General features: G+C 44.7%; 9 protein-coding genes and 1 pseudogene. 3 read left to right on the forward strand and 7 right to left on the reverse strand.

Features of this window, described 5'->3' with window-relative positions:
* The first annotated feature begins 292 nt into the window (after positions 1-292).
* Positions 293-2,548, forward strand: a pseudogene (locus ACJ751_RS28525) (GH92 family glycosyl hydrolase).
* Positions 2,549-2,687: 139 nt separating this feature from the next.
* Here the strand turns inward: ACJ751_RS28525 and ACJ751_RS28530 are convergent.
* From ACJ751_RS28530 to ACJ751_RS28550, 5 genes are all read right to left on the reverse strand, one after another.
* The gene (locus ACJ751_RS28530; protein ID WP_407748947.1) at positions 2,688-4,445 is read right to left on the reverse strand and encodes a tetratricopeptide repeat protein; all 1,758 of its coding nucleotides are present in this window, start codon (positions 4,443-4,445) and stop codon (positions 2,688-2,690) included.
* Between the two features lie 202 nt (positions 4,446-4,647).
* A complete protein-coding gene (locus ACJ751_RS28535) occupies positions 4,648-5,292 on the reverse strand; it encodes a response regulator (RefSeq protein ID WP_407748948.1) in 645 nt (214 codons plus the stop codon).
* 264 nt (positions 5,293-5,556) lie between these two features.
* The gene (locus ACJ751_RS28540) at positions 5,557-7,143 is read right to left on the reverse strand and encodes a DUF1501 domain-containing protein (RefSeq protein WP_407748949.1); all 1,587 of its coding nucleotides are present in this window, start codon (positions 7,141-7,143) and stop codon (positions 5,557-5,559) included.
* A gap of 16 nt (positions 7,144-7,159) precedes the next feature.
* Positions 7,160-8,839 (reverse strand): DUF1800 family protein, encoded by a 1,680-nt coding sequence (locus ACJ751_RS28545; RefSeq protein WP_407748950.1) that lies wholly within the window; start codon positions 8,837-8,839, stop codon positions 7,160-7,162.
* 211 nt (positions 8,840-9,050) lie between these two features.
* Complete coding sequence (locus ACJ751_RS28550; protein WP_407748951.1) at positions 9,051-10,226, reverse strand: acetyl-CoA C-acyltransferase; 1,176 nt, start codon at positions 10,224-10,226, stop codon at positions 9,051-9,053.
* Between the two features lie 431 nt (positions 10,227-10,657).
* On the opposite strand from ACJ751_RS28550, the gene ACJ751_RS28555 reads away from it, so the two are divergent.
* Positions 10,658-11,812 carry a quinone-dependent dihydroorotate dehydrogenase gene (locus ACJ751_RS28555; protein WP_407748952.1) on the forward strand — a complete coding sequence of 385 codons (1,155 nt, stop codon included), beginning with the start codon at positions 10,658-10,660 and terminating at the stop codon, positions 11,810-11,812.
* 283 nt (positions 11,813-12,095) lie between these two features.
* A complete protein-coding gene (locus ACJ751_RS28560; protein ID WP_407748953.1) occupies positions 12,096-12,890 on the forward strand; it encodes a TerC family protein in 795 nt (264 codons plus the stop codon).
* A 108-nt stretch (positions 12,891-12,998) separates the two neighbouring features.
* Here the strand turns inward: ACJ751_RS28560 and ACJ751_RS28565 are convergent, their stop codons facing one another.
* Positions 12,999-13,727, reverse strand: a complete 729-nt coding sequence (locus tag ACJ751_RS28565) for an RsmE family RNA methyltransferase (protein ID WP_407748954.1) — start codon at positions 13,725-13,727, stop codon at positions 12,999-13,001.
* Positions 13,728-13,776: 49 nt separating this feature from the next.
* Positions 13,777-14,005 (reverse strand): type II toxin-antitoxin system RelE/ParE family toxin (locus ACJ751_RS28570; RefSeq protein ID WP_407748955.1); only part of this gene is annotated, 229 nt, incomplete at its 5' end.

The following is a 14,005-nucleotide window of genomic DNA, read 5'->3' on the forward strand; positions in this document are numbered from 1 at the left end:
TCCCCCTAACCTTCCCCCACATTAACGAGTTAACTTGTTAACTCGTCAACCTGTTAACTCGTCAACTTGTCAATCCGCTATCAACCTTTATCAACCCCGTCAACTCTATCAGCCTCCAACTTTACTCCCCTAACCTTCTTCTACCTGGTTAACCTGTTAACTTGTCAACTCGTCAACTGAAAATAAACGCTAGGTGCGTTTTAGCAGAACATTAGCCCCTAGTTTTGTAACTCCTCAAGTTTATTAAATAAAGAAAAAAACGCACATGAAGAAACGCTTCCTGTTGTTATGGATGTCGCCCTTATCCTTATTTGCCCAACAAAAAAATGTAGTCCAGTATGTAAACCCGCTTATTGGCACCCAACGCATGGGACATACCTTTCCCGGCGCCACCGTTCCCTTCGGCATGGTACAACTGAGCCCCGATACCGATACCCTTCCCTATGAAATGAACGGGAAATACAATCCTGATGTATACAAATATTGCGCAGGTTACCAGTACGACGATAAAACCATTGTAGGTTTCAGTCATACCCATTTCAGCGGTACCGGCCATAGCGACCTGGGCGATTTTTTGGTTATGCCCACCATAGGCGCCCTGCAATTGAACCCCGGCGTTGCCACCGATACCAAAACCGGTTTTCGCTCTGCATTTTCCCATGCCAATGAGAAAGCCGAAGCTGGTTATTACAAAGTGAAGCTGGATGATGACAACATCACCGCCGAGCTTACCGCCACCACCAGAACCGGCTTTCATCAATACACCTTCCCAAAAACAACCGACGCCCACATCATCCTCGACCTCATGCATGGCATTTACAATTACGAGGATAAAAACGTGTGGACGTTTGTTCGGGTTGAGAACGATACCCTGGTTACCGGTTATCGCCAAACCGCTGGCTGGGCACGCACCCGCACCGTTTATTTTGCCATGACCTTTTCAAAACCATTTAAAGAATATGGTTGTAAAGACTTTGGCAAAAAGCAGGTATACCGTGGGTTCTGGGGTAAGTTCAATCAAACCAAAAACTTCCCCGACCTGGCAGGCAGGCAATTGCGTATGTTCTTCAACTTTAATACAGAGGAAGGCGAGAAAATAAAGATAAAGATGGCACTCTCCTCAGTAAGTACCGAAGGCGCTTTATTGAACCTGAGAACAGAAGCCCCCAACTGGGATTTTGAACAAACAAAAGCCGCTGCACAAGCCGCCTGGAGTACCGAACTCGCAAAGATCAACATAGAGGCATCAGAAGCGGAGAAACAAAATTTCTATACCGCTTTATACCACGCCTTCCTGGGTCCTACTGTATACATGGATGTTGACCGTAAATACAAAGGGCTCGATCAGAACGTGCACACCGCTACCAACTTTACCAATTATACCACCTTTTCGTTGTGGGATACCTACCGGGCCCTGCACCCGTTCTTCAACATCATACAGCCTGCCCGCAATGGCGATATGGTAAACAGTATGCTGGCGCATTACGATCAAAGCGTGTTGAAGATGCTGCCCATCTGGAGCCATTACAGCAATGACAACTGGTGTATGAGCGGGTATCACAGCGTGTCGGTTATTGCCGATGCCATAATAAAAGGCAATACTTCGTTCGATGCAACGCATGCACTGGATGCTTGCGTAACTACCGCCACCCACCCCAACTATGAAGGCATTGGCAGTTATGTAGAAAAAGGATTCATCCCCGATGAAAAGCTGGGTACCTCCGCTTCTACTACCCTGGAATATGCATATGACGATTGGAGTATAGCCCAGGCAGCAAAGAAACTGGGCCGCACAGATATTTATGAAGCATTCAGCAAACGCGCAGGTAACTATAAAAATGTCTTCGATCCATCTGTAGGTTTTATGCGCGCCCGCAAGGAAGATGGCAGCTTTAAAAAAGATTTTGATGCATTGAGCACCAATGGTCAGGGTTTTATTGAAGGCAATACCTGGAACTACAGCTTTTTTGTTCCCCAGGATCCCGAAGGTTTGATAACCCTGATGGGGGGCAAAAAGAAATTCAGCGCCCGTCTCGATAGCCTGTTCACCATGTATCTGCCCGATAAATATTTTGCCGAAACGGAAGACATCACCCGCGACGGCATTATTGGCACTTACATCCATGGTAATGAACCGGCTCACCATGTGGCCTACCTGTACAACTTTGCCGGTCAGCCCTGGAAAACACAGGAACGGGTAAGAATGATCCTGAAACACCAGTAAAAACCAGCGCCTGATGGGTTAGGTGGTAATGATGACTGCGGACAAATGAGTGCCTGGTATCTTTTCTCCGCCCTGGGTTTTTACCCGGTAGCGCCCGGCGCAACAGTATATCAGTTAGGCAGTCCTGCCATCCATAAAGCCATATTACAACTCGAAAACAAAAACACCTTTACCGTAGAGGCCATCAACCAAAGCGATAAAAATGTGTATGTACAAAAGGTGTTATTAAATGGTAAACAACTGGAGCAACCCGCTATCACTCATGAAGACATTATGAAAGGCGGCACGCTTACCTTCTATATGACGGACAAACCAAAGAAGTAATAAGCTTTAAAGAGATAAACTAAAAGCCCTCCCGATGTACCGGGAGGGCTTTATTATATGATCAAGGGTTAGTAAGTAAAGTAATTAAACGTTAATTTACAATATTTATTTTATACAGACAATAGTTGGGGTGGAAAAGTTACTTCTTCAACAACACCGTAAACACCGACCCTATACCAATCTCGCTTTCGCAACTGATCCGTCCGTTGATCTCTTCCACAATTCTTTTTACGATCGAAAGCCCCAATCCATTTGATGCTTCCCCATCCGTAGGGCGTGATGAGATCTTACTGTATTTCGAGAACAGGTAGGGTAATTCTTCTTTATCGATGCCCACGCCTTCGTCCCGCACCTTTATACCAATGTGATCGTGTTCATCATGAATGCTCATCCAAACGTTCTTGCCCTGAGGCGTATATTTAATTGCATTCGATAACAGGTTCTCACAAATACGGCCAACCAGGTAGCGATCGCTTAAAATAAACAGCTTTTTACCGGTAGCCACTGCATGTAAGCTGATGTTCTTTTTATCGGCCATCGGTTTAAAATTATCTACCATTTCTTCTGCTAAGGCGCGCAGGTCAAATTTCTCCAGCTGCAGTTTATGACCGCCTATATCTTCCCGTTCTACATCCAATATTTGCCTGATGAGTCGCTCGCCATACAAACCAGCCTGTAGTATGCGGGCCATGGCTTTTTGTTGTTCGGGCGATAAACGGTCTGCGTCATTTTGCATCACCTGCCCCCATATTTGTATGGTAGCAAAAGGCGTGTTCAGGTCATGCGATACGATACTAATAAGCGAGTTCTTCTCGTAATTTAACTCCGAGAGTTTTTCGTTCTGTTGAATAATGAGGTCATTGGTTTCCTGTAACCGCCGGTGGGCATTTCGTTTTATTACAAACCCGATGGCGATCAGGATCCCGATGATGCCCAGCGCACCGGCAACCAATGTAAGCTCCCGGGTACGGATCGTTTCCTTCTCTATCTTCTCCTGCAACAATTTGTTTTCCGCTTCCCGCTCACCCGCATGAAAACGTTCCTGCAGGGCAGCTATGGTTTTATAGGTATCACCATGCAGAATAGCCGTATCCAGCGAATACCATTTTTTTATGTACTCGTATGCTTTATTGTATTTACCCTGGTATTCGTATAACTTGGCCAGTATGCTATAGCTATCGGCTTCCTTGCTTTTTGAATCCAGCCGTTGCGCCAGTTCCATAGCGCTTAGTGCATATTTGGTAGCGGAGTCAAACTGGTGCTTTTCAATATATATATCAGCCAGGTTTAGCCGGGCCGTCCATAGTCCGCCATAATCACCATCATTGCTATGCCTTACCAGGTTTTGCCAGAAGTAAGGCAGCGCTTCATCAAACTTCTTTTCCTTGAAATATAAATTACCCAGGTTATTATACGTGCTCGATAAACTGATCTTTCCCTGGCGTTCGAGCGTTCTGCCCAACTGTACCGCTTTGTTTAATAATATATGCGAACTGTCGTATTGCTTTAGCTGGGTATAAATAACTGCGAGGTTGTTGTAGGTATTAATAAGGGTAGGGATCTTTCCATCCTGCTCCGACATCTCGGCGCACTGTAAATAAAACTCTTTTGCCTTTTCAGGTTCCCGAATGGAAAAGTAGGCAATGGCCAGATCACTTAAGGCAGCCATCTCATATTCCGGCGCACGTATCAACCGGGCCGCTTCTAATGATTGCAGGTAATATTCAATGGCCTTTTCGTAGTTATTGCTCAGGTCTTCATAAATGCCCTTGAGTCGTAGCGATAAAACATTGCCCTTATTGAATTGTAAGTGGTGAGCTTCTTTTGAAATGTAGTCGGCGTAGTAGTGAATGGAGTCTATCTTGTCTTCAGAAAAATCAAGGCAACGGTCATACAAGCTTTTTAATTTAGTTGTATCAACCTGTGCAAATGAACATACGCAAGTAATCAGGGCCCCAAATAAAAGGTAGTATTTCACCGGTATTGCCGAATTATACTACCAAATTAAGGGTTTTTACTTATTAACTCAAGTAATTAACGTAATAAAGTAGAGATAAGCAGGGCGATTTTTTTAATAATTGTAAAATAGACAGAAAACATTACTCTATCAGCTTGTTCTTAAGCGCAAACTTTACCAGTCCTACGGTATTATTAACTCCCAGTTTCGCAATCAGGTTCTTGCGGTGGGTTTCTACCGTACTTACGCTCAGGAAAAGTTTTTTAGCGATCTCGGAATTACTGTACTCCTTGCAAATAAGGGTAAGCACCTCAATTTCGCGTTTCGACAGGATCTCATCTACCTTTTTATCTTCAATGGTCACTGTATTGCGGAAGTCCTGGTTGGTATCCAGGATGTTGATCTCTTTACTGAAGAACTTGTTACCCCCGGCCACTGTTTCCAGGGCATTGGTTAACTCGGCAATATTGGTATTCTTTAAAAGGTAGCCCTGTATATCGTATTTCAGCAGCTTGTGAATATAGCGGGTGCCGCGCATGATAGTGAGGTAGAGTATCTTTAACCCCGGTTGAATTTCGCGGATCTTTTTAAGCAGTTCTTCTTCACCAATATCAGGCAAATGAACATCCAGTAACAGGATGTCGATTTCCATATTTGGCAATTGGTTCAACAAACTTTCACCGGTAAATGCTGAACCTATAACCTCTATGCCGGGCTGCTTGTTCAGCAATAACACCAGCCCCTCAAGGTATAATTCATGATCATCTGTTATAAAAACCTTCAACATAATCAAATTTAAGGATCGGCCAGTTCAGGATTAATGGTTAGGTTACCGATCTATAGCAAATTAAAACTATTTATAGCAGGGTAACAAAAAACGGGGCCGTTCCAGTATTATATTTCCTCAATCCGTAAAGGAACGCCCGTTCAAACCGCACCCCTGCCCCTTTAGCAAAATTTAGCAGGCTGTAACCACTATCAGTTTTTTAAAAAAACAAAGCTTCCCCACAGACGTGAGGAAGCTTACATTATACGGATTAAATTTTCTACGTCATCGTGTCTTCAGCATGGGTCGTACCTGCTGGGTTACGCCGTTTTGGAAACGCGCATAATAAACACCATTAGGCATCCCATACCCGTCGAATGTTACAGAGTAGGTACCGGATGTATATACATTGTCAGTAAGCGTTTTTATAACCCTGCCCATCGTATCCATCACCTGCACCAGCGTATGCCCACCCTTTGTAGTAAACGTGATTTTCGTCGTTTCAACAAACGGGTTAGGATAGTTAATGATCAGCTGCTCTCCATCATTGCGAAGATCATCGATTCCCGTAATACCACAGGCTTCATTCACACACAAAGGAATGTTCTGGAAATTCTTCAGCATAATGGTTTGCAGATCGGAATCATTTACGCAGAACCATTGCTTCAGAATGGATGCATAAATGCTTCGGAAATCGTATTGATAAGGAACGTTATCGTTTTGTTCGGGAATGGCTGAAATGGTAGGATTGGTACCAATGATGCCCGACCGCACATGTTTTCCAAATACAAATACCGGTGCGGCTGCGCCGTGGTCGGTACCCAAACTTGAATTTGATTTTATGCGACGGCCAAACTCGGAGAAGGTAAAACCAATAACCCGGTCATCAACTCCCAGTCCTTTCAGATCGTCCATAAAACATTTAATGGCATCCGAAACACGGGAGATCAGTTTGGCATGACCGCCAATGCTGGTTTCGCCGGATTCTACCTGGCTTGAGTGCGTATCGAAGTTACCGGTACTAACCATGTATACGCGGGTCTTTAATCCACCTTTTACCAGCCGCGCCACAATGCGCAACTGCTGCGCCAGGTCGTTGCCACTGGGGTAAGAACCTTGTGAGGTTACCTTGGCGGCAGCAGCCCTGATTACATTTGAATACACCTCGGTTTGTCCCATGATCATTCTTATGTACGCCAGCTCTTTACCCCAGGGTGTATTAGGTACCGGGTCGCCCACGTTGTCGAGAAAATCATAAAAGCTTGTGGGGTCGGTAATGTTCATCGCCATGGGGAAGGTAGGCCCCTGCATAGCAAGAGAAGCCACAGAGCCGATCTGTATTGCCAGGGGATCGGGCATTTGCGCTGTAGGGTAGCCGTTGGGGAAGTTAGGGAACTCCAGGTTCAGGTAACGGCCAATCCAGCCACTGTATACTACTTTATCTGAGTCGGAAGCACTCATCCAGATATCCGTAGCACGAAAGTGCGAGAAGTTGGGCTGCGGATAACCAACCGCCTGTATAACGGCCAGTTTGCCTTCATTATACAGGGTTTGCATCCCGGTCATACTGGGGTGAAAACCTGTTTTGGAAGTACCGTTCAAAGGAAGCACCTTGTTCTGGGCGATCGCAATGTTCTTACGGGCATTATAATAATTGGAATAGTTCTCAATGGGTATTACCATGTTCAATCCATCGTTACCGCCAAAGAGCTGGATCATCACCAATACCTTGTCGGTTTCGGTGGTGGCGCCCATTAAGGCCTGTACCAATGGCGATGCGCCTGTAAAGGCTTTAACAGAAAAGCCGTTCAATATGGCGGGTAATGTTATTGACGCAGGCAGGGTGTTCTTTAAAAAAGATCTACGCTTCATAAGATCGGTTTGAATGTTAAGCTAATTGGTACTCGGCCAGGTTCATTAAGTATTTGTAAAATGTTTGCAGGCGGGTAAATACCGGATTGTATGCTGTCGGATTTGTCGGGTTCTGCTGATAGATCGTCCACGCATTGGTCCAGTAAGTATCATCGGTTTGGCCGGTGAGTAGAATTTGTTGCTTGATGGTTGCCTTGCTTGCAACGGAGATAGGCACGCGGTATAACACATCCAGTACATCGCTTATGAGCTGGTTGGGCTCACCTGCATTGGGGAACTGCTCGGTAAATTTCACCGGATCGATGATCAATGACAGGTTATTACGCATGTACCCGGTCATGATCAACTGATCTATGAGCTTTTCCCTTCTGGGTATGGTATCGTGGTTGATCCATGTTTCATAGAACATGGGTATCTGATAATAAGAAGGCCATCCTGCCACATTCGGCGGGTCGCAAATATCCTGTTGCATTTTCGCCGACTGGTCTTGCAGGTAGTCCCACATGTTATACTGATTCACGTAATCAGTTGCATCAGGGAACTTAATGTTAAACTCCCGCGCCATGCCTACAATCATATCGAGCGGGCTTTTGATCAAACAACCCTGGCTAAGCGGATCGAAGAAATGTTCGCTATTTAAAAGAGCACTTATTACTGGTTTTATTTCCCAGTTGCTGTTAACAAACAATTGGGCCAGCGGCTTAATAACCTTGGTGTAAGTATCAGGTTCAATAGTGTAATAAACAAACCATCTATAGAATTTCTTTACAATGAATTCAGATACCTCTGTTGTTTTGCTGAAGATCATATTGATGAGGTCATCGATCTCAGCATCACCGGCAGTGGCGCCACTTCGGCCGGCAATTACGGTACCATTATAGAAAGAAGAGAAAGTTTTACTGGTCGTGTCGTGGTCTTCAGGCTTAAAGGATATGATCTCGGTATCCATGTCGATCTTGTAACCGGTCAATAACCGGGCGGCAGCCTTTACATCGTCTTCAGTATAATTAGGTGTGTTTTCTTTACCAAGGGTAAACAGCTCCTGCAATTCACGCGCATAGTTTTCATCGGGCGCGTTTTTCGAATTCAGGTAACCGTTCAGGTAACGCAACATGGCTATATTAAGCGTTACATCCTTTACCATTTTCTTGAAATTGCCAAGCGCGCTTCCCCGCAACAACTGGCTGTAGCTATAAGCGAAAGTAGGTCTTTCAATTACGTTTATTTCAGCTGTCCAGTGATTGGCCCAGAACAAGGTCATCTTCTCACGAACGCTTCTGTCCTGATTTATCATCTGGCCCAGCCACCAGCATTTCATTGATTTGCCCCGTTGAAAATTAGACACAACACCTTTCGAAACGGTATTAACCCAGGTAGAACCTTGTGCTACAGTAAGGTCCGGATCACCGGCCTCGATGTCGGTATTGTCGTAATTCTTTACAGGGGGTGCTGGCAGTGAAGTAGGTACGTTCAACAATTCATTAACTGCGGCTACAACTGTCTTACCAGTAAAATAATCGATGTCTGCTTTTGTTGCCCCGAACATGGTCCTCTTCAGTAAGTGAGCCGCCTGTTGTGCTGTCAGGGTGCCCGCTTGAGGCGTTAAACCGGAATAAATTTGACGTAAGCCTGCATAGTTTTTCGAAGAAGGAGCATTGGCTTTCCTCTTCAGCGAGAAGAATTCTCTTCTATCCATAAGGTTGATTTTGGAAGATTGCTTCATGGTAGTCGGCCTTTTGACTACCTGATGTCAATCCATTTATTGAGCTGTGATTAAAACAAAAATTTTGCCACTTGATGAAATGGGGATAAGTGCCGTACATTTTCATTTGCTGCTCGTACAAGTACGAACATAAAAAAAGCTGCCTCTTAATGAGAAGCAGCTTTGTATATAATAACGATTTTTACTAATTAATATTTTCTATAATCCCTGCTATTCCCTGCCCGCCTCCAACACATGCAGTAACAATACCATATTTCTTGTTCAATCGCTTCATGTCATGTGTTATCTGAATCGTTAACTTACAACCGGTGCAACCCAGCGGATGCCCTAACGCTATTGCACCTCCGTTTATGTTAACAATGTCAGGATTAATTTCCAGTTTTCTTATAACAGCCAGTGCTTGTGATGCAAAAGCTTCATTCAATTCAACCAGGTCAATCTGCCCCAGGCTCATATTGGCTTGTTTTAATACTTTAGGCACAGCCTCAACAGGACCAATACCCATAACGCGGGGATGCACGCCGGCAGATGCACAGGCGATCAGCCGGGCAATGGGTTTCAACCCCAGTTCATTCACCATTTTTTCACTCATCACAATAACAAAGGCGGCGCCATCACTGGTTTGTGAGGAGTTACCTGCTGTTACAGATCCGCCGGCTGCAAATACCGGTTTCAGTTTATTCAGCACTTCAATGCTGGTATCCTTGCGTGGCCCTTCATCTGTATCAACAATATAATTACGGGTTTGCTTTTTATTCTTTTCATCCAGGAAAACTTCTTCTACGGTTATGGGCAGAATACCGTTTTTGAAATAACCCTTATCAATTGCATTGATGGCTTTCAGATGTGATTGATAGGAGAACTGGTCCTGGTCTTCGCGGCTTACATTATATTCTTTGGCTACTGCTTCAGCTGTTAAACCCATGCTCAGGTAATAATCGGGTTCATCTTTGGCAATGGAATAAGCAGGCACGGTTTTCCAACCTGCGGTAGGCACCAGGCTCATGCTTTCGGTACCACCGGCAACAATACAATCAGCCATTCCCATCCGGATCTTGGCGGTGGCAATAGCAATGGTTTCTAAACCCGATGCACAATACCGGTTCACCGTCATGCCGGGAACACTAAAACCCAATGCCCGGGCGGCAATGATCCTGCCTACCTGCAAACCTTGTTCAGCTTCAGGCACAGCATTTCCTACAATTACATCATCAACACGTTTGGGATCCAGTTGCGGAACAGAAGCCATCAGCCCTTTTATCACATCAACGGCCAGATCATCGGGCCGGTAAAACCGGAATCCACCACGTTTGGCTTTTCCTACCGCTGTGCGGTAACCAGCTACTATATACGCTTCCATATGTAGTTTATAGTTTAATGTTTAAAGTATTGTCAGGGCTATTGTTCTTCTAAGAGCTTTTTTGGCAAAAGGCAGAGGGCAGAAGGCAAAAACCGCGACGCGGCAAAGCAAGTTCTGAATATGATGCCATTTCCTTATCTCCTGTCTCCTTTATCAACGCTATCAACTCTTTCAACCCTATCAACTTTCTCCTTTATGTTTCCTATTCTTCTTCTTCCTGGTCAACTCGTCAACTGGTTAACTGATCAACTCCCCAACTAGTTGTCTATGCAACCTTCTGTATCAAAGTTAAGGATTGGCAACAGGAAAACAAAATGGTGTCCATCGGCCTGTAATTAATTACAAACTATTCACATATGCATCATTCTGCCTTCCCGGCCCCTGAAACCTGTAACCTGTAACCTGAAACTGAATTATCTTCGCACCGAATTATGTATAACTTACTTCGCCGCCTGTTATTTTGCTTTCCCACTGAATCAGTTCACCATTTTTCCATGAACATGATGAAAATGGGCTGTTCTGTAGGACCTATTCGTAAATCCATTTCCAACCTGTTTAGCCCGGCAAACGGATCATTATCAAAAGAATTATTCGGTCTCCGGTTTAAAAATCCGGTAGGACTGGCTGCCGGGTTCGATAAGAATGCCCTGTACCTTACCGAGCTGGAAGCACTGGGCTTTGGTTTTGTTGAAATTGGTACCGTAACGCCCAAGCCCCAGGCCGGAAACGACAAACCACGACTTTTCCGTCTGCCGAAAGACAAGGCCCTTATCAACCGAATGGGTTTTAATAACGATGGGGTACAGGTAGTAGCCCAACGCTTAAAGGACTGGCGGGAGATGCAAGCCGTCAATCGGAAATCGGGAGTCGGCAATAAAGAAATGTCGGGCGAAAATCAGCCAGGCCAAACCTGGGACGTCCATTCACAATTCACGATTCACGATTCACGACTCATCATCGGTGGCAACATCGGTAAAAATAAAGTCACGCCCAACGAAGACGCCTGGAAGGATTATGAGATCTGTTTCCGCGCCCTGTTCGATTGCGTTGATTACTTTGTGGTAAATGTAAGCTCACCCAATACGCCCGGATTGCGGGAACTGCAGGAAAAAGATTCACTGCGCAAGATCCTGTCGCATTTGCAAACCATCAACCAGCAGGAAAGCAGTGAAGAAACCGGCCGCAAACCCAAGCCAATCTTATTAAAGATAGCCCCCGATCTTACCTCACAACAGATAGATGATGTAATTGACCTGGCCCTGGAAATAAAACTCGATGGACTGGTTGCTACCAATACCACCATTAGCCGGGAACAATTACAAACTACCGGCCAGGAACTGGAAACCATTGGCGCCGGTGGACTAAGTGGTGCGCCTGTTCGCAAACGTGCTACCGAAATCGTTCGGTACATTCATGAAAAAACCAATGGACAAATACCAGTTATAGCTTCGGGTGGTATTTTTACGGCTGCAGATGCCAAAGAAAAACTGGCCGCCGGCGCCGCCCTGGTGCAGGTATGGACAGGTTTTATCTATGAAGGCCCAACTATTGTAAAAAACATTTGTAACGGCCTTACGGCCAGGTAAACCTGGGAACAAATGATGTTGTTTAAGTTACAGGTTCCAGGTTCTTTCAACAACCAGCGTAACAATCCCTGCAACCTGTAACCTGAAACTTGTAACTGCCCTTCAGCCACCGCTGGTCTAACTTTATATATTATTTTACTGTACCTGAAACATTTAGAACTCACCCCCTACTAATGATGTACATGCGTAAAAGCAAGGTACAGCCTTTGCATATTGCCTATTGCATATTGCCTATTGGCCCTGCCACCTTATTTTTGCGCTTCACCTATTATTACCGACCACCATGCAAGAATTTTTTACTGTAGATGCCTTTATCAGTTTATTCACCCTGACTGTATTGGAGATCGTGTTAGGCATCGACAACGTGATCTTCGTATCCATTTTAATGGGCCGATTGGATAAAAATCAACAATTGAAAGCCCGTCGTATCTGGATGTTTGCCGGTATTGCCGTTCGTATTGCTTTATTAATGGGTATCGGCTGGCTTGTGCACAATGATAAAATTGAAATATTTGGTTTCAGTCTTCGTGGCGTGCACTATCCCTTTCACCTGAGGAACGTAGTTATACTCGTTGGTGGTTTGTTCCTGCTATATAAAACTGTAAAGGAAATACACCACAAGCTCGAAGGTGATGAAGGTATGCATGCCGGTAATGCTAAAAAATCATCCTTTGGTGCGGTGATTTCCCAGATCATTATCATTGATATGGTATTCTCTTTCGACAGCATCATTACCGCAGTTGGTTTGGCGAACAAAGTTCAGATCATGATTGTGGCCGTTATCATTGCCATGATCATCATGTTCTTTTTCTCTGATAAGATTGCTACGTTCATCCATAAGCATCCTACCCTTAAAATGCTGGCGCTGGCCTTTTTATTAATGGTTGGTTTCAGCCTTTTCTTTGAAGGGTTAGAACCGCTTCACGGTCAAATAATTGACAAAAGATATATCTATTTTGCGATGGCCTTCTCGTTTGGGGTGGAAATGCTGAACATGTGGATGTTTAAAAGAGCCAAAAAACAAAAGGTTCAATTAAACGAACCCATTGTTAAAAAAGAAGAGCAGAACACTGTTTAAAAAAGGCAGAAGGCAGAGGGCAGAAGACAGAGAAATCCCATAGCTGAGTAAATCAATATTTTTCAGAGGCATCTGTTAACCAGCAGATGCCTTTTTCTTTCTCCCCCTTTAGGCGGTTAGAGGGTCTGCCTTCAACAACACCGCCGCTACCATCCCGGCCGTCTCTGTACGCAGGCGCGTACTACCCAGCGTAACAGGCATAAAATAATGTTCGGTGGCAAAGGCCACTTCTTCCGGACTAAAATCACCTTCTGGGCCAACCAGTACAAGCTGGCTGGGAAGTGAGCTGTTCACCAGTGCGGCCAGGGATTGTTTATCGCCCGGTATACAGTGTGCGATAAATTTTTGTGTGGTGCTAATAATATCTTCCTGTTTCAGTAGTTGTCCAAACCCAACCGGCTGATGCAATACGGGCAGCCATGCCTGTTGTGATTGCAGCATGGCGCTCACCAGGATGTTTTGCATGCGGTCGAACCGGAAATGTTGTTTTTCGGTTCTGTCGCACAGGAGGGGAATAATTTCAGTGATGCCTAATTCGGTCGCTTTTTCAAGGAACCATTCAAAGCGGCTGGCATTTTTAAGCAGGGAAATTGCAATGCTTGTTTTACGGCCTGTTTGCGGAATGAACTGTTCGTTCAGCACCGATACCTTGCATCGCTTTTTATGATCGTCAGTAATGGACGTGAGTAATAAAAAACCTTTACCATCGGTCAAATGCAGCTGCTCGTCTTTCTTCATGCGCAGCACATTCACTATATGTTTCGAGGTATCTTCATCCAGTTCTATTTCTTGCTGCCTGGCAACAATATCCGGAATATAAAAAAACGGCAGGTTCATTATCGGTTCTTTGGTGCAAAGTAATGCATATTATGTACCACGCTACATCTTAAAATTTTTTGTTGGGTCTTCGTTTGGTATGAAATACAGAGTACACAACAATGCTGTTGTTGACAATTTCAAAATAAACTACGAATGGAAATGATTTAATAGCTGCTTGCCTGAAGACTGATCTGGCAACTTTATAATGCTGTGGATTTACTGTTATTTTATGGAACAGGACTTCCAATTCCCCAATGAACCGCTCCCCCAGCCCCTGACTTTGCTGTTCGTACCAA

It is taken from the genome of Niastella sp., from assembly GCF_045805085.1.
Classification (GTDB): domain Bacteria; phylum Bacteroidota; class Bacteroidia; order Chitinophagales; family Chitinophagaceae; genus Niastella.